Source organism: Cronobacter dublinensis subsp. dublinensis LMG 23823 (assembly GCF_001277235.1).
GTDB classification, from domain to species: Bacteria; Pseudomonadota; Gammaproteobacteria; order Enterobacterales; family Enterobacteriaceae; genus Cronobacter; species Cronobacter dublinensis.
The window spans coordinates 1,551,034-1,577,716 of record NZ_CP012266.1; the positions used below are offsets into that span (position 1 = coordinate 1,551,034).

Sequence of the window (26,683 nt, forward strand, 5' to 3'; positions counted from 1 at the left end):
ATTTCAGGAGCAGGATGTACACAATGAAACAGAAGAGTTACGCAACTGCGGATGCGACTTCTGCTTCAAGAGGGACAATGACGCTGGCATGGTTGCCTTTGGGACCCTGATGTACATCGAACCTCACGACTTGTCCGGCTTTCAGCGTTCTGTAGCCGTCCATCTGGATTGTAGAGTAGTGCGCGAAGATATCTTCGCCGCCGCCTTCAGGGCAGATGAACCCAAACCCTTTGGCGTTATTGAACCATTTAACAGTACCCGTCTCCATGCTTCGACATCCTTCATAAGTCTTATTGAGTAAGATGGATTGAACCGGTGGGTGAGGGGGGCTGTTCAAAACCTCGCCAACTCACGCTTGTACAATTTAGAGAAATCGCACTCTGCGTCAAGCGTTGAGCGGGGTCTGGCAGGTGGGATTGAGTCAAAATTTTGAAGCAGTTAACGCTATTTTCATTAATGTGACAGAGTTCGCGAATACCAGTGATAGCTGGTTGCGTGCTGAACATTAGGGTAGATTCAGGATGCGTATTACACTCAACCAGAGCGCCGGAAAACACGCTGGCTGTACTGTTTAACCATGATGACGACTGGCAATGAGTAAAGACAAAAGTTGGCTGGATTTTGACCATTTGGCGGAAGATGACCTGCGCGAAGCGCTAAAGCCGCCATCTATGTATAAAGTTATATTAATGAACGATGATTACACGCCGATGGAATTTGTCATTGACGTGCTGCAAAAGTTCTTTTCTTATGATGTAGAACGTGCAACGCAATTGATGCTCACGGTTCACTATCAGGGGAAGGCCATCTGTGGCGTTTTCACCGCGGAAGTGGCGGAAACCAAAGTGGCGCTGGTGAACAAATATGCGAGGGAGAACGATCATCCGTTGTTGTGTACGCTGGAAAAAGCCTGATTAAGGCAAACTATTGAGGGGGTGCCCTATGCTCAACCAGGAACTGGAACTCAGTTTAAACATGGCTTTCGCCAGAGCGCGCGAGCACCGACACGAGTTTATGACCGTCGAGCATCTGTTACTGGCTTTGCTCAGTAACCCATCGGCACGGGAGGCGCTTGAAGCCTGCTCCGTGGATCTGGTGGCGCTGCGTCAGGAACTCGAAGCCTTCATCGAACAAACCACACCCGTACTGCCCATGACTGAAGAAGAGCGCGACACGCAGCCGACGCTCAGCTTCCAGCGCGTATTGCAGCGTGCGGTATTCCACGTGCAGTCCTCCGGCCGTAGCGAAGTGACGGGCGCCAATGTTCTGGTGGCCATCTTTAGCGAACAGGAGTCCCAGGCGGCGTATCTGTTGCGTAAACATGAAGTCAGCCGCCTTGATGTGGTGAATTTCATCTCTCACGGCACCCGTAAAGACGAGCCAGGCCAGGCGCCGGGCAATGACAATCCGGTCAACGAAGAGCAGGCAGGCGGGGAGGAGCGTATGGAAAACTTCACCACCAATCTCAATCAGCTTGCCCGCGTTGGCGGCATCGACCCGCTGATTGGCCGCGATAAAGAGCTGGAACGCGCTATTCAGGTGCTCTGCCGTCGCCGGAAAAACAACCCGCTGCTGGTGGGCGAATCGGGCGTCGGGAAAACCGCGATTGCCGAAGGGCTTGCCTGGCGTATCGTGCAGGGCGACGTGCCGGAAGTCATGGCCGACTGCACCATCTACGCGCTGGATATCGGCTCGCTGCTCGCGGGCACCAAATACCGCGGCGATTTCGAAAAACGCTTCAAGGCGCTGCTCAAACAGCTGGAGCAGGATAACAACAGCATTCTGTTTATCGATGAGATCCATACCATCATCGGCGCGGGTGCGGCCTCCGGTGGCCAGGTGGATGCCGCGAACCTGATCAAACCGCTGCTTTCCAGCGGTAAAATTCGGGTGATGGGCTCCACGACGTACCAGGAGTTCAGCAACATTTTCGAAAAAGACCGCGCGCTGGCGCGTCGCTTCCAGAAAATCGACATCACCGAACCGAGCGTTGATGAAACCGTCCAGATAATTAACGGCCTGAAACCGAAGTATGAAGCGCACCACGACGTGCGTTACACCGCGAAAGCGGTCCGCGCGGCGGTTGAGCTGGCGGTGAAATATATCAACGACCGTCATCTGCCGGACAAAGCTATCGACGTTATCGACGAAGCGGGCGCGCGTGCGCGTCTGATGCCCGTCAGCAAGCGTAAGAAAACTGTCAACGTGGCGGATATCGAGTCCGTTGTGGCCCGTATCGCGCGTATTCCGGAGAAGAGCGTGTCGCAAAGCGATCGCGATACCCTGAAAAACCTGGGCGACCGCCTGAAAATGCTGGTGTTTGGTCAGGATAAAGCCATTGAGGCATTAACCGAGGCCATCAAAATGAGCCGCGCGGGGCTGGGACATGACCGTAAACCGGTCGGTTCTTTCCTCTTCGCAGGCCCGACCGGCGTCGGCAAAACCGAGGTGACGGTGCAGCTTTCCAAAGCGCTGGGCATCGAACTGCTGCGCTTTGATATGTCCGAGTATATGGAGCGCCATACCGTGAGCCGTCTGATTGGCGCGCCTCCGGGTTATGTTGGCTTCGATCAGGGCGGTCTGCTGACCGACGCGGTTATCAAGCATCCGCATGCGGTGCTGCTGCTCGATGAAATTGAAAAAGCGCACCCGGACGTCTTTAACCTGCTGCTGCAGGTGATGGATAACGGCACGCTGACCGATAACAACGGGCGCAAAGCGGATTTCCGCAACGTGATTCTGGTGATGACGACCAACGCTGGCGTGCGTGAAACTGAGCGTAAATCTATCGGGCTTATCCGTCAGGATAACAGCACCGATGCGATGGAGGAGATCAAAAAGATCTTCACACCGGAGTTTCGCAACCGTCTCGACAATATCATCTGGTTTAACCATCTCTCTGCCGAGGTTATCCATCAGGTGGTCGACAAGTTTATCGTCGAACTGCAGGCGCAGCTTGACCAGAAAGGCGTCTCCCTGGAAGTCAGCCAGGAAGCGCGTGACTGGCTGGCAGAGAAAGGCTATGACCGTGCGATGGGCGCGCGTCCAATGACCCGCGTCATTCAGGATAACCTGAAAAAACCGCTGGCCAACGAGCTGCTGTTTGGCTCGCTGGTGGATGGCGGACAGGTGTCCGTTGCGCTGGATAAAGACGGCGATAAGCTGACGTACAGCTTCCAGAGCGCGCAGAAGCACAAGCCTGAAGCCGCGCACTAAGTACATGCGCTGCACACAACGCCGGATAGCGATATCCGGCGTTTTTTTATGTCTTTATTATGCGGTTCTGCCCATAAAAAAAGCGCCGCATTAAGCGGCGCTTTTTCTCAGGCTGGCGCGGCAAACGGCGGCGCGGCCTTACTTCTCATGCACGAGAAGTCAGTACAAACTTAGCGACTACGGAAGACAATGCGGCCTTTGCTCAGGTCGTACGGGGTCAGCTCAACAGTCACTTTGTCGCCCGTCAGAATGCGGATGTAGTTTTTGCGCATTTTACCGGAGATATGGGCAGTTACCACGTGACCGTTTTCCAGTTCTACGCGGAACATAGTGTTAGGTAACGTTTCAAGAACGGTACCCTGCATTTCAATATTGTCTTCTTTGGCCATCTAATCCTCTGGGGTATCACTACCATAGTTTGAACCGGCAAGATAATGCCCAAGTTCACCCATTAAGTAAAGTTTTGCGGGCGAAATGCCCGTTGTACCGCTGCGCCTTTCTGCCCCCACGACAAAACCGCGCGGGCAGCGCAAGCGTAACGGGGAGCGTGAGATCCAAAGCGTTGCGTTAACGGAGGGTCCCAAAACGGCGGCAGGGTAATGGCAGTCATTTTCTGCGTGCGTAAGTATAACACCCTGACAAAAAATGTGCCGAAAACATTCTGTTATCCTGCGGGTGTAAAAAGGGTGTGCGGCACCCAGCACCGTTCTTCAAGCGCGAGCTGGCGAAGCTCGGCCAGGTGTTGCAGATAATCGCGGCGCGGGATCTCAATCGCGCCGAGCGACGCGGTATGCGGATTCAGCACCTGACAGTCGATAAGCCTGCCGCCCTGGGCCATAAAATAATTGCAAAACACCACCAGCGCGGTTTTCGAGGCGTTCTCGCTGCGGCTGAACATCGATTCGCCGCAAAATAGCGTGCCCTGCGCCACGCCGTACATTCCGCCGACCAGCTGATCGTCCTGCCAGACTTCTACCGAGTGCGCATGACCCAGTTCGTGCAGGCGCTGCCAGGCGATAACGACGTCATTGGTAATCCAGGTGCCGTCATCACGGTCGCTGGCGCAGCCCTGGATAACGGCGTTAAAGGCGTGATTCAGCGTAACGCGATAGGGCGATCGGCGGTGAAAGCGCTTCATGCTGCGGCTGATGTGGAGCCGCCCGGGCCAGAGCACGGCGCGTGGATCCGGCGACCACCATAAAATCGGGTCGCCCGGTGAAAACCACGGAAAAATGCCCTGTTGATAGGCCATCATCAGGCGCGCCGGGCTGAGATCGCCGCCTAATGCCAGTAAGCCGTTGGGTTCACGTAACGCCCCCTCAGGTGAGGGGAAAGCAATCGAATGACGAGAAAGCTGCACCAGACGCATCACAACGGCGCTCCCTGACAACATAGTCAAACATCAATCAATGATAGTGTACTGTTCGCTGACGAAACTGATAATAACGTCCCTGTTGCGCCAGTAATTCTGCGTGACTACCTTGCTCAATAATCTGTCCGTTGTCCATGACAATAATGCGATCGAACGCCGTCAGGCCCTGCAGGCGGTGCGTGACCATCAGCAGCGTTTTATGTGCGGCGACCTCCCGGACCAGCGCGAGGATCTGCCGTTCGGTTTCGGCATCCAGCCCTTCCGTCGGTTCATCCAGCAGCAGCATGGGCGCATCGTGCAGCAAGGCGCGGGCGATGCCGAGACGACGCAGCTCGCCGCCGGAAAGCTGGCGTCCGCCTTCGCCAAGCCAGGCGTTCAGACCTTCATCTTCCAGCAGTTTTTCGAGCCCTGTGCGTGTGAGTATGGCGCTAAGGGCGGCGTCATCGGCATCCGGCGCGGCGAGGCGCAGGTTATCGCGAAGCGTGGCGCTAAAGAGATGCACGCGCTGCGGCACGACGCTCATGGTCGCGCGCAGGGCCGCTTCGTGATAAGACGAGATGGCAACGCCGCCCAGCGTCACGTCGCCAGAAGTTGGGTCCCAGGCGCGGGTTAACAGTTGCAGCAGCGTCGATTTACCGCAGCCGGTGCGCCCGAGAATGACAATATGCTCGCCCGGCGCGACATCAAGCGTGATATCACGCAGCGCAGGCTGTGGCTGGCCTGGGTAGCTAAAGCTCACGTCGCGCAGCGCAAGCGACGCCTCGCGCGGCGCATCAACGCCCGGTTGCTCGAAGGTAATGTCAGCCGGCTGCTCAATCACGTCGCTGACGCGACGGGCGGAGGCGATGACCTGGCCCAGGTGCTGGAACGCACCGCCGACCGGCGCCAGCGCTTCAAAGGCCGCCAGCGCGCAGAAGACAAACAGCGCAATCAGCGAGCCGGGCGCGCTGTTGCCGCCGACGCCGCCGGCGGCCATCCACAGAATGAGAACGACCGTCATGCCGCTTATCAGCGTCATCATCGCCTGTGAAAGCGCCGTCAGGCCAGTCTGGCGACGTTGCGCCTCATGCCAGGCCTGTTCGGTGGCATCAAGATTATCGCGATAGCGCCCGGCGGCGCCGAAAATCGACAGTTCCGCCTGGCCCTGCAGCCAGCTCGTCAATTGCTGGCGATAGCTGGCGCGAAGCACCGTCAGCGCTTCGCCCACCGGACGACCGGCGCGATAGAAGAGGGGAGGGAGCAGCAACAGCGTCGCCAGCATGATCCCGCCAAGCGTCAGCGCCAGCGTGATATCCAGCACGCTCAGACCCAGCGTGACCACCACGATAACGGCCAGCGCGCCGATAAGCGGCGATATCACGCGCAGATAAAGGTGATCCAGCGTGTCGACATCCGCCACCAGGCGGTTCAGCAGTTCGCCCTGACGAAAACGCGCCAGCCCGGATGGCGAGAGCGGCAGCAGGCGGCTGAAGGTGTGAATGCGTAAATGTTCCAGCACGCGGAACGTGCCTTCGTGGCTGACCAGGCGCTCAAAGTAGCGCCCGGCCGTGCGAATAATCGCCGCACCGCGCACGCCCGCGGCCGGCAGCATATAGTTGAAGCTGTAAAGCCCGGCCATGCCGACCACCGCCGAGGCGGACAGGAACCAGCCCGAGAGCGTCAGCAGGCCAATGCTGGCGAGCAGCGTCACGATAGCCAGCACGACGCCGAGCGACAGCAGCCATTTGTGGCGTTTATAGAGCGCCAGATAAGGTAACAACGCGCGCATTTAAATCTCCTCCTGACGGTGCGCCAGCAGTGCGGCGAAATAGCCATCGGCGGCGCTGAGCGTCGCGACGTCGCCGCGCTCCACGATGCGGCCATCGCGCATCACCCAGACCTCATCCCAGTCGGCGATATCATCAATCTGGTGCGTGACCATGAGCGTCGTCTGTGAAAGCGACGCCGCTTCCAGCGCCTGCATGACGCGCTGCTCGCTGCCCGCGTCAAGGCTTGCCGACGGCTCATCCAGCAGCAGCAGACGGCATGGCGAGAGAAGCGCGCGGGCGACGGCCACGCGCTGCGCCTGACCGACGGACAGCCCGGAAGACTGATCGCCGATGGGCGTATCCACGCCCTGCGCCAGCAGCGGCAGAAATTCGCTCACCCAGGCTTTATCGAGCGCCGCCTGCAGCTGCGCGTCGCTGGCGTCCGGGTCGCCCAGTAACACATTCTCTTTTAGCGTTTGCGCAGGTAATTGCGGGTTTTGCCCCACCCAGCAAAGCTCGCGACGCCAGCTCTGCGGCTCCAGCTCGCGCAACTCAACGCCATTAACGCGCAGAGAGCCTTCATACGGCAGAAAACCGGCCAGCAGATTCAGTAGCGAACTCTTGCCCGCGCCGCTTTGCCCGACCAGCGCCACGCGTTTGCCCGCAGGCAGCGTGAAGTTGAGCGGCCCGGCGAGGCGTTTGCCCTGCGGCGAGAGGATCGTCAGCCCCTGCGCGTCAAGCGTGATGGGCTCGCAGCCGGAGAGCTCCAGCGTACCTTTTTCGGCGTGCTGAATCGGGGTTTCAAGGAAGGTTTTCAGGCTGTCGGCCGCGCCAATCGCCTGCGCTTTGGCGTGATAAAAGGTGCCGAGGTCGCGCAGCGGCTGGAAGAATTCCGGTGCGAGGATCAGCGCCAGGAAACCCGCGAAGAGCGTCACGCCGGTGCCGTAATGGCCGAAATTCAGCTCGCCCAGATAAGAAAAGCCGAAGTAGACCGCCACCAGCGCGATAGACAGCGAGGTGAAAAATTCCAGCACGCCGGAGGAGAGAAACGCGAGGCGCAGCACTTCCATCGTGCGCTGGCGGAAATCCTGCGACGCCGCGCGGATGTTGTCGGTCTCCGCCGCGCCGCGATGGAAAAGACGCAGGGTTTCCATGCCGCGCAGGCGGTCAAGGAAGTTGCCGCTAAGGCGCGCCAGCGCCTGGAAATTGCGGCGGTTGGCGTCGGCGGCGCCCATGCCGACCATCGCCATAAAGAGTGGGATCAGCGGGGCAGTGCCAAGGAGGATCAGCGCTGCTGCCCAGTTATAAGGAAAAATCGCGAGCACGATCAGCAGCGGCACGCTCGCCGCCAGCGCCATCTGCGGCAGGTAGCGGGCATAGAAATCATGCATATCGTCAATCTGCTCAAGGATAAGCGTCGCCCAGCTGCCGGCGGGTTTACCCTGGATCCAGGCGGGGCCCGCCTCCTGCAACCGGTTCATCACCTGCTGGCGAATGCGCGCGCGAATATGCTGCCCGGCGTGGAAGCCGACTTTTTCGCGCAGCCAGACAATCCAGGCGCGCAGCACAAAGACCAGAATCAGCAGCACAAACGGCAGCAAGAGCGCCTCGCGCGGGATGGCTTTAATTATCATGTCATGCAGAAGGTCGGCCAGCAGCCAGGCCTGCGCGACGATAAGCAGACCGCTCACTACGCCGAGCAGGCGCGACAGGCTGAGCCAGCGGCGGGAGATAACGCTTTGCTGTTTAAGCCAGCGGGTCAGTTCTTGTTGACGGGTTTTATTCATTGCATGCACTGAGCAGTAAAATCCAGAGTGCTCGCCGCAAGGCGAGAGAGCAGGCAATGTTACAACGGGGATAAAAGAAAGGCGACTGATTCGTCGCCTTGTTTAAATCGTGGAATTAGCTGTGCTTTTCAGCGAGACCGTCCAGGTAACGCTCTGCGTCCAGCGCGGCCATACAGCCGGTGCCGGCGGAGGTGATCGCCTGACGGTAGATATGGTCCATAACGTCGCCTGCGGCGAACACGCCAGGGATGCTGGTTTGGGTAGCGTTGCCGTGGATGCCGGACTGCACTTTGATGTAGCCGTTCTCAAGCTCAAGCTGACCATCAAAAATAGCGGTGTTCGGGCTGTGGCCTATCGCGACAAACAGACCCGCAACCTCCAGCGTCTCGACGTTGTCCGGGTTCAGCGTGTCGCGCAGACGCAGACCGCTCACGCCCATCTGATCGCCGGTGACTTCTTCCAGCGTGCGGTGGGTGTGCAGCACGATGTTGCCGCTTTCCACTTTATCCATCAGACGTTTGACGAGGATCTTCTCGGCGCGGAAGGTGTCGCGACGGTGGATCAGATGCACTTCAGAGGCGATGTTCGCCAGATACAGCGCTTCTTCCACGGCGGTGTTGCCGCCGCCGATGACCGCGACTTTCTGGTTGCGGTAGAAGAAACCGTCGCAGGTCGCGCAGGCAGAAACGCCGCGGCCTTTGTAGGCTTCTTCCGACGGCAGGCCCAGGTAACGCGCGGACGCGCCAGTCGCGATAATCAGCGCATCGCAGGTGTATTCGCCGCTGTCGCCAATAAGACGGAACGGACGGTTTTGCAGATCGACCTTGTTGATATGGTCGAACAGGATTTCTGTTTCAAACTTCGCGGCATGCTCGTGCATGCGTTCCATCAACAGCGGACCGGTCAAATCGTGCGGGTCGCCCGGCCAGTTTTCCACTTCGGTCGTGGTCGTCAACTGACCGCCTTTTTCCATCCCGGTAATCAGAACCGGCTTCAGGTTAGCGCGTGCCGCGTAGACCGCAGCGGTGTATCCCGCCGGGCCGGAGCCAAGAATTAACAGCTTACTGTGTTTAGCCGTGCCCATGAGATCCTCATTGTTGTTGGCAGACAATGGGCTGGATTGTAGGGAATTTGCCGGGGTAAAAAAAGAGTGTGGCAATTTTGTTAACGATTCATGCAATAGCTTTAGCCAATAGCGCCATTATTTTTACTGATTAAAAAGCGCGGCGGATAAGGCAATAAAATGAGGGATAATCGCTGGTCGTTACCACTCTCTGGCACGTTCTACTAAAAATCGATGTTTTGCTTTGACAATCCCCTGCGCTTTTGCGAAAACATTCGAGGAAGAAAAAAGTGTTGGCTTTGGTTGTAGCGCATTCTGGCGCAAGCTTGTGCCAAATTCCGGGCTATTGAAATTCACGCATGGCGTGGACAGACGCCATGCGTAATATCGATAGCTGCCAGCGGGCAACGGTCTTCTAACTGACACCCTGAACAGTGAAGTGCAATGGGTAATGGCAGGTGTAGGGAAGGAATACAGAGAGACAATAATAATGGTAGATAGCAAGAAGCGCCCTGGCAAAGATCTCGACCGTATCGATCGTAACATTCTTAATGAGCTGCAAAAGGATGGGCGTATTTCTAACGTCGAGCTTTCAAAAAGAGTGGGTCTTTCCCCGACGCCGTGCCTTGAGCGCGTTCGTCGTCTGGAACGACAGGGTTTTATTCAGGGCTATACGGCTCTGCTGAACCCGCATTATCTGGATGCCTCACTTCTGGTTTTTGTTGAGATTACTCTGAATCGTGGCGCACCGGATGTATTTGAGCAGTTTAATGCTGCTGTGCAAAAGCTGGAAGAAATTCAGGAGTGCCATCTGGTTTCCGGTGATTTCGACTACCTGTTGAAAACCCGCGTGCCGGATATGTCCGCTTATCGTAAGCTTCTGGGCGAAACCCTGCTGCGACTGCCGGGCGTCAACGACACCCGTACTTACGTCGTCATGGAAGAAGTCAAGCAGAGTAATCGTCTGGTCATTAAGACCCGCTAACACAGAACAGGTGCAAACCGGGCGTAGTTTGATTACACTCCTGTTAATCCATACAGCAGCAGTGGCGGGGTTTCTCGCCACTGCTGTCCGTTTTACCTCATGGACCTGGAGAGCCTGTCTTGAGCCAGGAATACACCGAAGACAAAGAAGTCACACTCACTAAATTAAGCAGCGGGCGCCGACTGCTCGAGGCGCTGCTGATCCTCGTCGTGCTGTTTGCCGTCTGGCTGATGGCCGCCCTGTTAAGCTTTAACCCTTCTGATCCCAGCTGGTCGCAAACGGCCTGGCATGAGCCTATCCATAACCTGGGCGGTACGCCTGGCGCGTGGCTGGCGGATACGCTGTTTTTCATTTTCGGCGTGATGGCTTACACCATTCCCGTGATCATGGTCGGCGGCTGCTGGTTTGCCTGGCGTCAGCGCGGCAATGACGATTACATCGACTATTTCGCTGTGGCGCTGCGCCTTATCGGCGTGCTGGCGCTGATCCTCACCTCCTGCGGACTCGCGGCGATCAACGCCGACGACATCTGGTACTTCGCCTCCGGCGGGGTGATCGGCAGCCTGCTCAGCACCGCGCTACAGCCTATGCTTAACAGCAGCGGTGGCACCATCGCGCTGCTCTGCGTCTGGGCGGCGGGCCTCACGCTGTTCACCGGCTGGTCATGGGTCAGCATCGCAGAGAAAATCGGCAGTTTCGTGCTGACCGTGCTAACGTTCGCCAGCAACCGTACCCGTCGGGACGACACCTGGCAGGATGAAGACGACTACGAAGACGATGAAGCGCACGACGATGATGAAGAGGATGAATACGAGCAGGCACCCGCGAAAAGGGAGTCTCGTCGCGCGCGTATTCTTCGTGGTGCTTTAGCCCGCCGCCAGCGGCTGGCAGATAAATTCAGCAACCCTGTTGCGCGTAAAACCGATGCCGCGCTCTTCTCGGGCAAACGGATGGATGACGCCGACGAGGTGCAATACAGCGTGCGCGGCACCCCTGCGGATGCTGACGACGTATTATTCTCGGGCCATAAAGTGACCGAGCCGGATGCGTTTTACGATGAAAACGATCCGCTGCTGAACGGCCACTCTATCGCCGATCCGGCCGCCGTCGCGGCGGCTGCCACCCCGGTTGCGCCGGTCTGGGCCGACGCGCAGACCGCGATGCCATCAGATACCGTAAGCGTTCAGGCACCGGACGTTGCACCAGAGATAGAGTGGCACGCGGCGCCTTCCGCGCCGCACGCTCATCCGGGCATCGCGCCAGAGCCAGATTACTACGCGCCGCCGGTCTCGCAGGCGCCGCAGGAAGAGATTTACTGGCAGCCCGCACAGACGAGCGCGCCGCAGCCGCATGCGTCTGCGCAGTCGCCAGGTCAGCCGGTGCAACAGCCTTATCAACCAGCGCAGCCGGCTTATCAGCCTGCGCAGCCGCAGCAACCGGTGCAGGCTCAGCCGTATCCGGCGCAGCAACCGCACCCGCTGACGTCTCAGCAGGCACCATCGGCGCACGAGCCTTATGCTCCGCACACCGCGCCGTATGCGCCTGCGCCAGAACCTTATACCGCTGCGCCGGAAATGTATGCCCAGGCGGCGCAGGAAACTTACGCCGCGCCGCAACCCTATGCGCCTGTGCAGGACACCGCGCCGGTGTACGAGCCGGAGCCAGTTGCGCCGCCGGAAGACGTCAAACCCGCGCGTCCGCCGCTCTATCATTTTGAAGAAGTCGAAGCGCAGCGCGCTCGCGAGCGCGAACAGCTGGCCGCCTGGTATCAGCCGATCCCGGATCCGGAGGAGCTTGCTCGCAAAGAAGAGCCCGCGCGCGCGCCGCACCCTGCGCCTGCCGCGCCGTCATTACCGGCGTCTGATATCGCAGGCGCTGCCGCGTCTGGTCTGAACGCCGCCGCGCAGGCGACTGCCGCCGCCGCCGCCGTTCACGCCGCGACGCAGACGGTTTCTGCCGCGTCGCAAACCGCAGCCGCTTTTACGCCGGTCGCTGGCGAAGCGCCGCGTCCGCAGGTTAAAGAGGGCATTGGCCCGCAGCTGCCGCGCCCGAATCGCGTTCGCGTACCGACCCGTCGCGAACTGGCGTCTTACGGCATTAAACTGCCGTCCCAGCGGATGGCGGAAGAGCGTGCCCGCGAAGAGGCGGAGCGTCGTATGGCGCAACAGCAGCAGGGCGTTTCTGATGAAGAAGCCGATGCGATGTACCAGGATGAGCTGGCGCGTCAGTTTGCCGCTTCGCAGCAGCAACGCTACGGTGAAGAGTACCAGGCGGAAATGAGCCCGGAAGAGGAAGAAGCCGCGGAGCATGCGGAGCTGGCGCGTCAGTTCGCGGCCACGCAGCAGCAGCGCTACGCCGCGCCGCAGCCGTCAGGTGCCGCGCCGTTCCTGCCGGACGACGTTGCGCTTTCACCGATGAAAGCGCTGGTCAATGACGGCCCGAGCGAGCCGCTGTTTATGCCAGAGCCTGTCGAACCCGAACCGTATCGCCAGGCGCCGCAACACTATCAGCCTCCGCAAACGCACGCCGCGCCGCCGCAGCCTGCTACGCCTGCGCAAAGTCATGCGCAGCCTCAAAGTTATACGCCGCAACCGCAAGCGCCCCAGCAATACGCGCCGCAGCCTGCTGCGTATCAGGCGCCTGCACAGCCAGCCATGCCTGCACAGGGTTATCAGCCTCAGCAACAGGCCGCGCCGTCGCATCAACCACCGGCCGCCGCGCCGCGCGAGAGTCTGATCCATCCGCTGCTGATGCGCAACGGCGATGAACTGCCGATGCATAAACCGTCCACGCCGCTGCCGTCGCTTGATCTGCTGACGTCGCCGCCAGCGGAAGTCGAACCGGTAGACAGCTTCGCGCTTCAGCAGATGGCGCGGCTCGTCGAAGCGCGTCTGGCGGATTTCCGCATCAAGGCTGATGTGGTGAACTATTCGCCAGGCCCGGTCATCACGCGCTTTGAGCTGAACCTCGCGCCGGGCGTCAAAGCCGCGCGAATTTCCAACCTGTCGCGCGACCTGGCGCGTTCACTCTCCACCGTCGCGGTGCGTGTCGTGGAAGTTATCCCCGGCAAGCCGTATGTCGGCCTTGAGCTGCCGAACAAAAAGCGCCAGACCGTCTACCTGCGTGAAGTGCTCGACTGCGCGAAATTCCGTGATAACCCGTCGCCGCTGAGCGTGGTGCTCGGTAAAGATATCGCAGGCGAACCGGTGGTGGCCGATCTTGCGAAAATGCCACACCTGCTGGTGGCCGGTACGACCGGTTCCGGTAAATCGGTGGGTGTTAACGCCATGATCCTGAGCATGCTCTATAAAGCGACGCCTGACGACGTGAAATTCATCATGATCGACCCGAAAATGCTGGAGCTCTCGGTTTATGAGGGCATTCCGCATCTTCTGACCGAAGTGGTCACCGACATGAAAGACGCCGCCAACGCCCTGCGCTGGAGCGTGAACGAGATGGAAAAACGCTACAAGCTGATGTCGGCGCTGGGCGTACGTAATCTCGCGGGCTATAACGAAAAAATCGCCGAAGCCGAACGCATGGGGCGGCCAATCCCGGATCCGTACTGGAAACCGGGCGACAGCATGGACGCTACCCATCCGGTGCTGAAAAAGCTGCCGTATATTGTCGTGCTGGTGGATGAGTTCGCTGACCTGATGATGACGGTGGGTAAAAAAGTCGAAGAGCTTATCGCGCGTCTGGCGCAGAAAGCGCGTGCGGCAGGCATCCACCTGGTGCTCGCGACCCAGCGTCCGTCCGTGGATGTGATTACCGGCCTGATTAAAGCCAACATCCCGACACGTATCGCCTTTACGGTCTCCAGTAAAATCGACTCGCGTACCATCCTCGATCAGGGCGGCGCGGAATCGCTGCTTGGAATGGGGGATATGCTCTATTCAGGGCCGAACTCCACCACGCCGGTTCGCGTTCATGGCGCCTTTGTGCGTGATGAAGAGGTGCATGCCGTCGTCCAGGACTGGAAAGCGCGCGGTCGCCCGCAATACGTCGAAGGCATTACCTCTGACAGCGAAAGTGAGGGCGGCGGTGGCGGCTTTGACGGTGGCGAAGAGCTCGATCCGCTGTTCGATCAGGCGGTCGCGTTTGTCGTGGAAAAACGTAAAGCGTCGATTTCCGGCGTACAGCGTCAGTTCCGTATCGGCTATAACCGCGCGGCGCGTATTATTGAACAGATGGAAATGCAGGGTATCGTCAGCGAGCAGGGCCATAACGGCAACCGCGAAGTGCTGGCGCCGCCGCCATTCGAGTAACCGATCTTCCCCTGCGCGTGCGTCATGAGGCAGCACGCGCAGGGCGTCACGCTCATCATGATTCTGAAAAGATGGGTAAATTGCCAAAAAATCAGGTTTTTCTTCTGTCGAAAACCGCAGCCTTGTGGCTACAGTAAAGGACAGTAAGCGATCCCGTACCGGGGTCGGTCGTATTCTGAGGGATAACAATGAAAAAAATCGCCGTTACCTGTGCTTTGCTTTCCGCGTTTGCCGTCTCGTCCGTATGGGCGGACGCCGCAGGCGATTTGAAAAGCCGCCTTGATAAAGTCAGCAGCTTCCACGCCAGCTTCACCCAGAAAGTGACCGATGGCAGCGGCGCTGCCGTACAGGAAGGCCAGGGCGATCTTTGGGTAAAACGCCCGAACCTGTTCAACTGGCACATGACTCAGCCGGATGAGAGCGTACTGATCTCCGACGGCAAGACGCTGTGGTTTTATAATCCGTTTGTTGAGCAGGCGAGCGCCACCTGGCTGAAAGATGCCACCAGTAACACGCCGTTTATGCTGATCGCGCGTAACCAGAGCAGCGACTGGCAGCAGTACAACATCAAACAGAATGGCGACGACTTCGTGCTGACGCCGAAAGCAAGCAGCGGCAACCTGAAGCAGTTCACTATTAATGTGAGCCGCGATGGCACCATCAACCAGTTCAGCGCCGTCGAGCAGGACGATCAGCGCAGCAGCTATCAGCTCAAATCACAGCAGAATGGCACCGTGGATATGAGCAAATTTACCTTTACGCCGCCGCAGGGCGTAACGGTGGACGACCAGCGTAATAAGTAGAGGTACGGGTGGGCAATCTTTCGCTCGATTTTTCCGATAACACCTTTCAGCCTCTGGCCGCGCGTATGCGGCCAGAAAATCTGGCGCAGTATATCGGGCAGCAGCATCTGCTGGCACCCGGTAAGCCGCTGCCCCGCGCCATCGAGGCCGGGCATCTCCACTCCATGATCCTCTGGGGCCCCCCGGGCACCGGTAAAACCACGCTTGCAGAAGTCATTGGGCGCTACGCCAATGCTGATGTAGAGCGCATCTCGGCAGTGACGTCCGGCGTGAAAGAAATTCGTGAGGCTATTGAACGCGCGCGGCAAAACCGCAACGCGGGCCGCCGCACCATTCTGTTTGTCGATGAAGTGCATCGCTTCAATAAAAGCCAGCAGGACGCCTTTCTACCGCATATCGAAGACGGCACGATTACGTTTATCGGCGCGACCACGGAAAACCCGTCGTTCGAGCTGAACTCGGCGCTGCTGTCCCGCGCCCGCGTCTATCTGTTGAAATCGCTGACGGTTGCAGATATCGAACAGGTGCTGACGCAGGCGATGACCGATCGTGAGCGCGGCTACGGCGGGCAGGATATCGTTCTGCCGGATGAAACCCGGCTTGCCATCGCGGAGCTGGTCAACGGCGACGCGCGCCGTGCGCTCAATACGCTTGAGATGATGGCGGATATGGCGCCAACGGACGACAGCGGCAAGCGGGTGCTGAAGCCTGAACTACTGACAGAAATTGCGGGAGAGCGCAGCGCGCGCTTTGATAATAAAGGCGACCGCTTTTACGATCTGATTTCGGCGCTGCATAAATCGGTGCGCGGCTCCGCGCCGGACGCCGCCCTTTACTGGTATGCGCGTATCATCAGCGCGGGCGGCGATCCGCTGTATGTCGCGCGCCGCTGCCTGGCTATCGCGTCGGAAGATGTCGGCAACGCCGACCCGCGGGCGATGCAGGTCGCTATCTCCGCATGGGATTGCTTTACGCGCGTCGGGCCCGCAGAAGGCGAAAGGGCGATTGCCCAGGCCATTGTCTATCTCGCCTGCGCGCCGAAAAGTAATGCGGTTTACACCGCCTTCAAAGCGGCGCTAAGAGATGCTCGCGAGCGCCCGGATTATGACGTGCCGGAACATCTGCGCAACGCGCCGACGAAGCTGATGAAAGAGATGGGCTATGGTCAGGAGTATCGTTACGCGCACGATGAACCCAACGCCTACGCGGCTGGCGAAGACTATTTCCCGTCGGAAATGGCACAAACACGTTACTATCATCCCACCAACAGAGGTCTTGAAGGCAAGATTGGCGAAAAGCTAGCCTGGCTTGCTGAACAGGATCAGAAAAGCCCCACAAAACGCTACCGCTAATGCGATCGTTGCGGTAAGGTAAATCGTTGTATATCAGTGCGACCGCAGGCAGCGGTCGCCTTTCCCTTTCCTTTTTTCGATAAGCACAGGATAAGCATGCTCGATCCCAATCTGCTGCGTACCGAGCCAGACGCAGTCGCAGAAAAACTGGCACGCCGGGGCTTTAAGCTGGATGTAGATAAGCTGGTCGCTCTTGAAGAGCGTCGTAAAGTTCTGCAGGTAAAAACTGAGAATCTGCAGGCTGAACGTAACTCGCGATCGAAATCCATCGGCCAGGCGAAAGCGCGTGGGGAGGATATCGAGCCGCTTCGTCTGGAAGTGAACAAGCTTGGCGAAGAACTCGATGCAGCGAAAAATGAGCTCGATGCGCTGCTGGCGGAAATCCGCGATATCGCGCTGACTATCCCTAACCTGCCGGACGATGAAGTGCCGAACGGTAAAGATGACAGCGATAATGTGGAAGTGAGCCGCTGGGGCACGCCGCGTAAGTTCGATTTCGACGTGCGCGATCATGTCACCCTCGGTGAAATGCATGGCGGGCTTGATTTCGCGAGCGCCGTTAAGCTGACCGGCTCCCGTTTCGTCGTGATGAAAGGGCAGATTGCCCGTCTGCACCGCGCGCTGGCACAGTTCATGCTCGATCTGCATACTGAAGAGCACGGCTATAGCGAAAACTATGTGCCGTACCTGGTGAACCACGACACGCTTTATGGGACCGGCCAGCTGCCGAAGTTCGCAGGCGATCTGTTCCATACCCGTCCGCTGGAAGAAGAAGCGGACAGCAGCAACTACGCGCTGATCCCGACGGCGGAAGTGCCGCTAACCAACCTCGTGCGTGATGAAATCATCGACGAGGACGCGCTGCCGATCAAAATGACCGCGCATACGCCGTGCTTCCGCTCTGAAGCGGGCTCGTATGGTCGTGACACCCGCGGTCTTATCCGTATGCACCAGTTCGATAAAGTGGAAATGGTACAGATCGTGCGTCCGGAAGATTCCATGCAGGCGCTGGAAGAGATGACCGGCCATGCGGAGAAAGTGCTGCAGCTGCTTGGCCTGCCGTATCGCAAGATGCTGCTGTGCACCGGCGACATGGGCTTTGGCGCGCGTAAAACCTACGACCTGGAAGTGTGGATCCCGGCGCAGGATACGTACCGCGAAATATCTTCCTGCTCTAACGTTTGGGATTTCCAGGCTCGTCGCATGCAGGCGCGCTGCCGCAGCAAGTCCGATAAAAAGACCCGTCTGGTGCACACGCTGAACGGTTCTGGTCTGGCAGTCGGCCGCACGCTGGTGGCGGTGCTGGAGAACTACCAGCAGGCTGATGGCCGCATCGAAATCCCGGAAGTTCTGCGTCCGTATATGAAAGGCCTTGAGTTTATCGGCTAAGGTAAACTCCCTTTCTTTTTAAAGCGCCTGCGGGCGCTTTTTTCATTTTTGTCGCCGCTATTTTTGTGTTGTTTATTGATAAATATTTTCATGGATGGCGGTGGCGGTTTATTTTAATAACTTATTATTTTTTAAAGACAATACTCTACAAAAAGGGTCTGCATCGCAGCGGATAAATCAAGGCTATTCATCGACAGTCCGTTCCGGCATTAAAAGGCGATTTCTGGCAGATTGACTTTGGCGCGGCGGGTGGCATGATGCGCACGAATTCTTACCTTCCTCACGGTTTATTTCATGCCTACCTATACCCGCCCAGTGCTGTTTTTGCTCTGTGGCTTGCTTCTGCTGACGCTCGCGATAGCGGTGTTAAATACGCTGGTACCGCTGTGGCTTGCCCATGACAATTTGCCTACGTGGCAGGTCGGCATGGTCGGCTCGTCCTATTTTACCGGCAACCTTCTGGGTACGCTGATTACCGGCTCGCTGATCAAGCGCTTCGGTTTTAATCGCAGCTACTATATTGCCTCGCTGATTTTTGCCGCAGGCTGCGCCGGGCTTGGCGTGACGCTGGGCTTCTGGAGCTGGCTTGTCTGGCGCTTTATCGCCGGTGTCGGCTGCGCCATGATTTGGGTGGTGGTGGAAAGCGCGCTGATGTGCAGCGGCACGTCGCGCAACCGCGGCCGCCTGCTGGCTGCCTATATGATGGTGTATTACATGGGGACGGTCGCAGGCCAGCTGATGATCAGCAAACTGCCGACTGACCTGATGAGCGTGCTACCGTGGGTGACGGGCATGATAATGGCGGCCATTCTGCCGCTGCTCTTTACCCGCATTGTGAATAGCAGCAGCGAGCATCAGGAAAAGACGCACGTCTGGCCGATGTTCAAGCTACGTCAGGCGCGCCTTGGCGTTAACGGCTGTATTATCTCCGGCATTGTGCTGGGTTCATTGTATGGCCTGATGCCGCTCTATCTTAACCACCAGGGCGTCAGCGATTCCGGGATCGGCTTCTGGATGGCGGTGATGGTCAGCGCCGGTATCATTGGCCAGTGGCCGGTTGGTAAGCTTGCCGACCGCTTCGGGCGTCTTCTGGTTTTGCGTGTGCAAGTGTTTGTGGTGATTGTCGGCTGTATGGCGATGCTGACCCAGGCGGCGATGGCGCCCGCGCTGTTTGTTCTCGGCGCGGCGGGTTTTACGCTCTATCCGGTGGCGATGGCCTGGGCCTGCGAGAAAGTCGAGCACCATCAGCTGGTGGCGATGAATCAGGCGCTGCTGCTGAGCTATACTATCGGCAGCCTGTTGGGGCCGACGTTCACGGCGATGCTGATGCAGAACTACTCAGACAGCCTGCTGTTCGTGATGATAGCCAGCGTGTCGTTTGTGTATCTGATGATGCTGATGCGCAAAGCAGGTCATCATCCGACGCCAGTGGCACATGCCTGATAAAAAAACGCCCGCGAAATGCGGGCGTTATTTTTTGCTCGTCACCTGGTTTTAATACCGCGCAGCGTCAGTACATTACTTTGTGACCGTACTGTTCCAGAATGCCTTTCACGCGCTCCATCGTCTCTTTCTTCGGCGGCTTCACGCCGTCCAGCTTGTATTCTTCGCCCATCGCCACCCACTTATGTTTGCCGAGCTCGTGGTAGGGCAGCAGCTCGATTTTTTCGATATTGCCCATCTCGCGGGTGAACTCGCCGAGACGGTGAGCGGAGTCGTCATCGTCAGACCAGCCCGGCACAACGACATAGCGTATCCAGGTTTTGATGCCTTTCGCGGCGATATAACGGGCGAATTCCAGCGTACGGTGGTTCGAGACGCCCACCAGATTCTGATGGATTTCGTCATTCATCTGCTTGAGATCGAGCATCACCAGATCGGTGACTTCCAGCAGTTCGTCGATAACCGGATCGTAACGGCGCACAAAGCCGTTGGTATCAAGACAGGTATGAATGCCTTCTTTCTTGCAGGCGCGGAACCAGTCGCGGACAAACTCCGCCTGTAATATTGCCTCGCCGCCAGAGGCGGTGACGCCGCCGCCGGATGCGTTCATAAAATGCCGGTAGGTCACGACTTCTTTCATCAGTTCTTCAACGGTAATTTCTTTGCCGCCGTGCGTATCCCAGGTGTCGCGGTTGTGGCAATAGAGGCAGCGCATCAGGCAGCCCTGAAAGAAGGTGATAAAGCGGATCCCAGGGCCATCGACGGTGCCACAGGATTCATAGGAGTGAATGCGACCAATAACTGACATTGCGGTGTTATCTCCAGTTCGGGCCCGATGTTGCGGGGCCAGGTGAGCGCGGTCTGTGCCGCGTCGAGTCTTTTTTGCGAGATAACTGAATTATAGTCAGTCACCTTGCAGAAAAGGCTCATGCTGAGGTGGGTTATAAGAAAGGCCCCACAAATGTGGAGCCTTCATTTTACGCATTTTCAGTCAGAGCGGGTATTACATTGTCTGAGTGAAGGTACGGGTGATAACGTCCTGCTGCTGCTCTTTGGTCAGCGAGTTGAAGCGCACCGCGTAGCCAGACACACGAATGGTCAGCTGCGGGTACTTCTCAGGATGTTCCATCGCATCCAGCAGCATTTCGCGGTTCATGACATTCACGTTGAGGTGCTGACCGCCTTCGATAGACGCTTCATGGTGGAAGTAACCATCCATCAGGCCTGCCAGGTTGGTTTTACGCACTTCATCGTCTTTACCCAGCGCGTTCGGCACGATAGAGAAGGTATAAGAGATACCATCTTTCGCGTAAGCGAACGGCAGTTTGGCAACAGAGGTCAGAGAAGCGACAGCGCCTTTCTGGTCACGACCGTGCATCGGGTTCGCACCCGGGCCAAACGGCGCACCCGCGCGGCGGCCATCCGGGGTGTTACCGGTTTTCTTACCATAAACCACGTTAGAGGTGATGGTCAGCACGGACTGGGTCGGGATCGCGTTGCGGTAGGTCGTCAGTTTCTGAATTTTCTTCATGAAACGTTCAACCAGGTCAACGGCCAGGTCGTCCACGCGAGCGTCGTTGTTACCGAACTGCGGGTATTCGCCTTCGATTTCGAAGTCGATAGCCAGGCCGTCTTCATCGCGAATCGGTTTAACTTTCGCGTATTTGATAGCGGACAGGGAGTCAGCCGCCACCGACAGACCGGCGATACCGCACGCCATGGTACGAATAACGTCACGATCGTGCAGCGCCATCAACGAAGCTTCGTAGCTGTACTTGTCATGCATGTAGTGGATGATGTTCAGGGCGGTGACGTACTGTTTCGCCAGCCAGTCCATGAAGTGATCCATACGTTCCATCACTTCGTCAAAGTTCAGCAGATCGCCTTTGATCGGTGCGGATTTCGGACCCACCTGCATTTTCAGTTTTTCATCAACGCCGCCGTTGATAGCGTACAGCATGGTTTTCGCGAGGTTAGCGCGAGCGCCGAAGAACTGCATTTGCTTACCAACCACCATCGGGCTTACGCAGCACGCGATAGCGTAGTCGTCATTGTTGAAGTCCGGACGCATCAGGTCATCGTTCTCATACTGCAGAGATGACGTATCGATGGAAACTTTCGCCGCGAATTTTTTGAAGTTCAGCGGCAGTTTTTCGGACCACAGAATGGTGATGTTCGGCTCCGGAGACGGCCCCATGGTGTACAGAGTGTTCAGGAAGCGGAAGCTGTTTTTAGTTACCAGGGTACGGCCGTCAACGCCCATACCGCCGACGGATTCGGTCGCCCAAATCGGGTCGCCAGAGAACAGCTCATCATATTCCGGCGTACGCAGGAAGCGCACCATACGCAGTTTCATGACCAGATGGTCAATCAGTTCCTGAGCTTCCTGTTCGTTAATTTTGCCCGCTTTCAGGTCGCGCTCAATGTAAACGTCGAGGAATGTAGAGACGCGGCCGAAGGACATTGCAGCGCCGTTCTGGGATTTCACCGCAGCCAGGTAGCCGAAGTAAGTCCACTGTACCGCTTCCTGAGCATTGGTAGCCGGACCGGAGATATCGCAGCCATATTTTGCTGCCATCTCTTTGATCTGACCCAGCGCGCGGTGCTGTTCAGCAATCTCTTCGCGCAGGCGGATGGTCGCTTCCAGGTTAACGCCGTTTTCCAGATCCTGCTGCAGAGAGACAAACTGAGCGTATTTGTCTTTCATCAGGTAGTCGATACCGTACAGCGCAACGCGACGGTAATCACCGATGATACGGCCACGGCCATATGCATCCGGCAGACCGGTCAGCACGCCGGATTTACGGCAGTTCAGGATATCTTTGGTGTAAACGTCGAATACGCCCTGGTTATGGGTTTTACGGTATTCGGTGAAGATTTTTTTCAGCTGAGGATCGAGTTCGCGATTGTACGCTTTGCAGGAACCCTCAACCATTTTGATGCCGCCAAACGGAATAATGGCGCGTTTGAGCGGGGCTTCAGTCTGCAGGCCAACAATTTTTTCCAGCGTTTTGTTGATGTAACCTGCGTCGTGCGAGGTGATGGTGGACGCGACGGAAGTGTCAAAATCAACTGGCGCATGGGTGCGGTTTTCCAGTTTGACGCCTTCCATCACTTTGTCCCACAGGGTAGTGGTGGCTTGAGTTGCGCCAGCCAGGAAGGACTCATCACCCTCGTATGGCGTGTAGTTTTTCTGGATAAAGTCGCGGACGTTGACTTCATTCTGCCAGTCGCCTTTCGCGAAACCTTCCCAGGCTGTGGCTAACTTTTCATTAAGCTCGGACATGTAACACCTACCTTCTTAAGTGGATTTTTTATTTACTGCCTGGAACAACTATCAGCGATGGTCATCGCCACGCAGGTAAATGACCCAGTATGTCAATCCGACGAGTAAACCCCCACCGATAATATTACCTATAGTTACCGGTATCAGGTTATCGATGATGAAATTCATCACGGTCAGATGAGAAAATTGGTCCGGCGAAGCGTGAATTGCGCTCCAGAACTCCGGGCTACCAAAGTGACGAATCACTATCCCCATCGGGATCATAAACATGTTGGCGATGCTGTGTTCGAAACCGCTGGCGACAAACATCGCAACCGGCAGAATCATAATAAAGGCTTTATCGACAAGGCTGCGTCCTGAGTAACTCATCCAGACGGCCAGGCACACCATCAGGTTAGCCAGAATGCCGAGGCAGACCGCTTCAATAAACGTATGCTCGACTTTATGCGACGCCGTTTGCAGGACGTTGAGCCCCCAGCCGCCATTGGCGGTCATATACTCGCCGGAAAGCCACATCAGTATGACAAAGAGCAGCGCGCCAATCAGGTTGCCCACATAGACGTTCAGCCAGTTGCGCGTAAGCTGACCCCAGGTGATACGACCGCTGGCCTTAGCGACCACAATCAGCACCGTTGATGTAAAGAGGTCGGCGCCGCAAATGACGCAAAGAATTAAACCGAGTGAGAAACAGATACCGCCAATAAGTTTTGTCATGCCGAAAGGCATAGCGGCAGTGCCGGTGGTGGCGGTGATATAGAACACAAAAGCAATGGAAATAAATACGCCAGCCGTAATTGCCAGATAAAACGTCTTTAACGGATGTTTCGTGGCTTTGTAAACGCCCGCTTCCTCGGCAACTTTCGCCATCGCAGCGGGGAGTAATAGATCAAAAGGGTTGTCAGCTTTCACACTAACTCTCTCTTTATTTATTCGGCGAGTTGATACTAACAAAGCATGATGGAGTAAAATTTGATATGGATCATATCTCGCCAGGTTTGCAGGACTGAAAGGCGTCTGCTTTTTACGCAATTTCAGCTTAACTTTCTGATTATCCAATGAAAAATAAATTTTAAAATTTATTAAATGTGTTGAAAAAAAAGCGAAAAGGCTCTCCCCATAAAGTGTTAATCATTATGAATTATTGGCTAAAAAAGGTAACAATCAAGCCGGGTAGATATAATTTATATTCACCCGTAATTAACTTAATTTTCACAACCTGAGTTGTAGCCAGACAAATAAAAACGGGGCCGTAAACGCGCCCCGTCATATTTGCTAAACATAAGTGTGAAGCAGGTCTATTGATATGCGTTATATCAATTTCCCTGCCAAAACTTAGCTTTAGCGCGCTGCAGTTTTTCATACGCTGCCAGCAGCGACTGATGCGCCGGGAAGGCGTTGAGGTCGCTGTCGACCGGCTGCAGGCCGTAGAATGGCGCTTCGCCGCTGATTGCCGCGCTGGCGGCTTCCACGGCATCTGCCCCGTACATGCGCACAAACGCGTTCAGGTATTGTAACGGCTCGCGCTCTTCTTCCTGCGCCAGTAGCAGCAGGGTCTGGAGGCAGCGGTAGTAGTTGGCGCGCCCGGCGCTGAACACCGACGCGTTAAACTCCATCGTCCATTCCGTCCAGATAAGCGCCTGATCCAGATCGCCGCCCGCCAGCGCCAGCATGGCTTTTAGCTCACCGATGCGCAGCGTGTACCAGCCATTATCTTTGCCCGTCGCCAGTCCGAGCAGTTCGCGCACGCGGGTAAAGTCATCATGGCCTTCTTCATCAAGCTGGGCGATGAGATTCAGATAATCTTCTTTCTCCCACTCGCTGCCCGGCAGCGCCAGCAGGGTTTCGCGCAGGTGCGCGCCCATGCTGTTATTCGCAAGCCACAGATCTTCCGCCGGGTAGATGTCAGACATGCCTGGCACCAGAATACGGCAGGCGTAGACGCCCAGATGCTCGTAATCAGCGATATACACTTCTTGATCTTCGGCGCGGAAAATAGCCATCAGCGTGGCGAACTCTTCTTCCGTGGTGCCGGCGAAGCTCCAGTCGACGAACGGGTAATCCGCGTCCTGCTTAAACATATCCCAGGAAATCAAACCGCTGGAGTCGATGAAGTGAGTCTCAAGGTTGGCGTGCTCAGCGACTTCTTCATCGTCAAAGGTCGGCGGGGTAAACACGTCGAGATCTTTCAGGCCGCGGCCCTGCAACAGCTCGGTCACGGTGCGCTCCAGCGCCACGCCAAAATCAGGGTGTGCGCCAAAGGACGCGAAGCATGTGCCGTTCGCCGGATTAAACAGCACGACGCAGATAACCGGATACTGGCCGCCGAGCGAACCGTCGTAGGCGAAAATCGGGAAACCTTCCGCTTCGAGCGTGTTGATGGCTTCCACCACGCCCGGATAGCGCGCCAGCACCTCCTGCGGGATCTCCGGCAGGCTGATGCTCTCTGCGATAATGCGGTTTTTAATGTGGCGCTCGAACACCTCAGAAAGCCCCTGAACGCGCGCTTCATTGCGTGTGTTCCCGGCGGACATGCCGTTGGACACATACAGGTTGCCGATGATGTTCATCGGAATGTAGACGGTCTGCTCATCAGACTGACGGGTAAACGGCAGGGCGCAGATGCCGCGCGCTTCATTACCGGATTGCAGATCGACCAGCATGCTCGCGGTCAGCTCGTTTTCCGGATCGTAATAGGCGCGCAGACGAGCGTCGAGGATCCCCTCCGGCAGCGCGTCGCTTTGCGGGATCGGGAACCATTTTTCATTCGGATAATGCACGAACGGGCCGTTGGCGATGGTGTCGCCCAGCCAGAAATCGGCGAAGAAATAGTTGGTGGACAGACGCTCAAAATATTCGCCCAGCGCAGAAGCCAGCGCGGCTTTTTTGGTGGCACCTTTACCGTTGGTAAAACACAGCGCGCACTCTTTGTCGCGAATATGCACGGACCAGACGTTCGGCACCGGGTTCAGCCAGGAGGCTTCTTCGATGTTAAAGCCCAGGTCGGTGAGTTTCTGCTGGAAGCGAGCGATGGAGTCTTCCAGTGCGGCATCTTTGCCGGGGATGAAGGTTTGAGTCATGGGGTTCACTTTTATCGTACGCAAAGCGCGCAATGATACGGATTTTAGCCGCTGTTAGCCATCGTCCCGCCCGGCGCGGCAAAAATAAATCTTACGGCTATTCTTAGAGATGATAACTCTCTGTTATGGCGTGAGAAAAATATGAAAGCTTTCGATTTGCAACGGATGGCGCTTGACAAGTTTCCGCTTGAATTTCTGGGCGAAGTCGCGCTGCGCAGTCTCTATACCTTTATCCTTGTCTTTCTGTTTCTGAAAATTACCGGGCGACGCGGCGTGCGTCAGATGTCGCTGTTTGAAGTGCTCATTATCCTCACGCTTGGGTCGGCGGCGGGGGACGTGGCGTTTTACGACGATGTCCCGCTATTGCCGGTGCTGGTGGTATTCGTCACGCTCGGCGTACTTTACCGGCTGGTGATGTGGCTGATGTCGTTTAGCGAAAAGCTCGAAGATCTGCTTGAGGGTAAGCCGAAGATTATTATTGAAGATGGCGAGCTGGCCTGGGAGAAACTGAACCGGGAAAACATGACCGAGTTTGAATTCTTCATGGAATTGCGAACCAAAGGCGTTGAGCATCTGGGGCAGGTGCGACTGGCGATCCTCGAGGCTAACGGGCAAATCAGCGTCTATTACTATCCCGATAAGCTGGTGCGTCCGGGGCTCTCGATTTTGCCGGAGTATTGCAGCGAGCGTTTTGAAACGATCCCGGAAACGGGCGACTACGCCTGTATTCGCTGTAGCGAAGTGGTGACGTTCGAAGCCGGTGCAAAACCACCGTGTCCGCGCTGCGAAAACCATAGCTGGGTGAAGGCAAGTACCGCGACCCGCGTCACCTGACAGCAAATTCCACCGCCAGCGCGCGCTGCGCTGGCGGAATCTGTTGTGTGATTTAGCGCA

General features: G+C 57.0%; 19 protein-coding genes. 9 read left to right on the plus strand and 10 right to left on the minus strand.

Annotation, left to right across the window (positions count from 1 at the left end; genetic code table 11):
* Positions 1–37: 37 nt before the first annotated feature.
* The gene (cspD, locus tag AFK67_RS07110; RefSeq protein WP_007664616.1) at positions 38–268 is read right to left on the minus strand and encodes a cold shock-like protein CspD; all 231 of its coding nucleotides are present in this window, start codon (positions 266–268) and stop codon (positions 38–40) included.
* A 325-nt stretch (positions 269–593) separates the two neighbouring features.
* Here cspD and clpS point away from each other — a divergent pair, with 325 nt between their 5' ends.
* Positions 594–914, plus strand: a complete 321-nt coding sequence (gene clpS, locus AFK67_RS07115; protein ID WP_004387936.1) for an ATP-dependent Clp protease adapter ClpS — start codon at positions 594–596, stop codon at positions 912–914.
* Between the two features lie 28 nt (positions 915–942).
* The gene (gene clpA, locus AFK67_RS07120; protein ID WP_007730215.1) at positions 943–3,216 is read left to right on the plus strand and encodes an ATP-dependent Clp protease ATP-binding subunit ClpA; all 2,274 of its coding nucleotides are present in this window, start codon (positions 943–945) and stop codon (positions 3,214–3,216) included.
* Between the two features lie 170 nt (positions 3,217–3,386).
* On the opposite strand, the gene infA is transcribed toward clpA, so the two are convergent.
* The 5 genes from infA to trxB all read right to left on the minus strand — a co-directional run bounded on the left by infA (position 3,387) and on the right by trxB (position 9,207).
* Complete coding sequence (infA, locus tag AFK67_RS07125) at positions 3,387–3,605, minus strand: translation initiation factor IF-1 (protein ID WP_001040187.1); 219 nt, start codon at positions 3,603–3,605, stop codon at positions 3,387–3,389.
* Positions 3,606–3,880: 275 nt separating this feature from the next.
* On the minus strand, positions 3,881–4,585 hold the full coding sequence (gene aat / locus AFK67_RS07130) for a leucyl/phenylalanyl-tRNA--protein transferase (RefSeq protein WP_007730216.1): 705 nt from the start codon (positions 4,583–4,585) through the stop codon (positions 3,881–3,883).
* A 37-nt stretch (positions 4,586–4,622) separates the two neighbouring features.
* Positions 4,623–6,356 (minus strand): heme ABC transporter ATP-binding protein/permease CydC, encoded by a 1,734-nt coding sequence (cydC, locus tag AFK67_RS07135; RefSeq protein WP_007730218.1) that lies wholly within the window; start codon positions 6,354–6,356, stop codon positions 4,623–4,625.
* Positions 6,357–8,123: a heme ABC transporter permease/ATP-binding protein CydD gene (gene cydD / locus AFK67_RS07140; protein WP_032967583.1), complete on the minus strand. Its 1,767-nt coding sequence runs from the start codon at positions 8,121–8,123 to the stop codon at positions 6,357–6,359.
* Positions 8,124–8,238: 115 nt separating this feature from the next.
* Entirely contained in the window at positions 8,239–9,207 is a 969-nt protein-coding gene (gene trxB / locus AFK67_RS07145; RefSeq protein ID WP_007730222.1) for a thioredoxin-disulfide reductase, read from the minus strand.
* A gap of 469 nt (positions 9,208–9,676) precedes the next feature.
* On the opposite strand from trxB, the gene lrp reads away from it, so the two are divergent.
* The 6 genes from lrp (at position 9,677) to AFK67_RS07175 (ending at position 19,426) form a co-directional block, all read left to right on the plus strand.
* On the plus strand, positions 9,677–10,171 hold the full coding sequence (gene lrp / locus AFK67_RS07150; protein ID WP_000228469.1) for a leucine-responsive transcriptional regulator Lrp: 495 nt from the start codon (positions 9,677–9,679) through the stop codon (positions 10,169–10,171).
* Between the two features lie 119 nt (positions 10,172–10,290).
* Entirely contained in the window at positions 10,291–14,439 is a 4,149-nt protein-coding gene (ftsK, locus tag AFK67_RS07155) for a DNA translocase FtsK (protein WP_007730224.1), read from the plus strand.
* A gap of 188 nt (positions 14,440–14,627) precedes the next feature.
* A complete protein-coding gene (gene lolA / locus AFK67_RS07160) occupies positions 14,628–15,242 on the plus strand; it encodes an outer membrane lipoprotein periplasmic chaperone LolA (RefSeq protein WP_007730228.1) in 615 nt (204 codons plus the stop codon).
* An 8-nt stretch (positions 15,243–15,250) separates the two neighbouring features.
* Positions 15,251–16,594 (plus strand): replication-associated recombination protein RarA, encoded by a 1,344-nt coding sequence (gene rarA / locus AFK67_RS07165; RefSeq protein ID WP_007730230.1) that lies wholly within the window; start codon positions 15,251–15,253, stop codon positions 16,592–16,594.
* Between the two features lie 96 nt (positions 16,595–16,690).
* Positions 16,691–17,983 (plus strand): serine--tRNA ligase, encoded by a 1,293-nt coding sequence (gene serS, locus AFK67_RS07170; RefSeq protein WP_007730234.1) that lies wholly within the window; start codon positions 16,691–16,693, stop codon positions 17,981–17,983.
* A 294-nt stretch (positions 17,984–18,277) separates the two neighbouring features.
* Entirely contained in the window at positions 18,278–19,426 is a 1,149-nt protein-coding gene (locus AFK67_RS07175; protein ID WP_038883934.1) for an MFS transporter, read from the plus strand.
* 67 nt (positions 19,427–19,493) lie between these two features.
* Here the strand turns inward: AFK67_RS07175 and pflA are convergent, their stop codons facing one another.
* The 4 genes from pflA to ycaO form a co-directional block, all read right to left on the minus strand.
* On the minus strand, positions 19,494–20,234 hold the full coding sequence (pflA, locus tag AFK67_RS07180; RefSeq protein ID WP_007730248.1) for a pyruvate formate lyase 1-activating protein: 741 nt from the start codon (positions 20,232–20,234) through the stop codon (positions 19,494–19,496).
* Between the two features lie 195 nt (positions 20,235–20,429).
* A complete protein-coding gene (pflB, locus tag AFK67_RS07185) occupies positions 20,430–22,712 on the minus strand; it encodes a formate C-acetyltransferase (RefSeq protein ID WP_007747089.1) in 2,283 nt (760 codons plus the stop codon).
* Between the two features lie 51 nt (positions 22,713–22,763).
* On the minus strand, positions 22,764–23,621 hold the full coding sequence (focA, locus tag AFK67_RS07190) for a formate transporter FocA (RefSeq protein WP_032967584.1): 858 nt from the start codon (positions 23,619–23,621) through the stop codon (positions 22,764–22,766).
* A gap of 404 nt (positions 23,622–24,025) precedes the next feature.
* Positions 24,026–25,789, minus strand: coding sequence for a 30S ribosomal protein S12 methylthiotransferase accessory factor YcaO (gene ycaO / locus AFK67_RS07195; protein WP_038883932.1), 1,764 nt, complete (start codon positions 25,787–25,789; stop codon positions 24,026–24,028).
* Positions 25,790–25,930: 141 nt separating this feature from the next.
* Between ycaO and AFK67_RS07200 the strand changes: the two genes are divergently transcribed.
* Positions 25,931–26,623 (plus strand): DUF421 domain-containing protein, encoded by a 693-nt coding sequence (locus tag AFK67_RS07200; RefSeq protein WP_007730257.1) that lies wholly within the window; start codon positions 25,931–25,933, stop codon positions 26,621–26,623.
* Positions 26,624–26,683 lie beyond the last annotated feature (60 nt).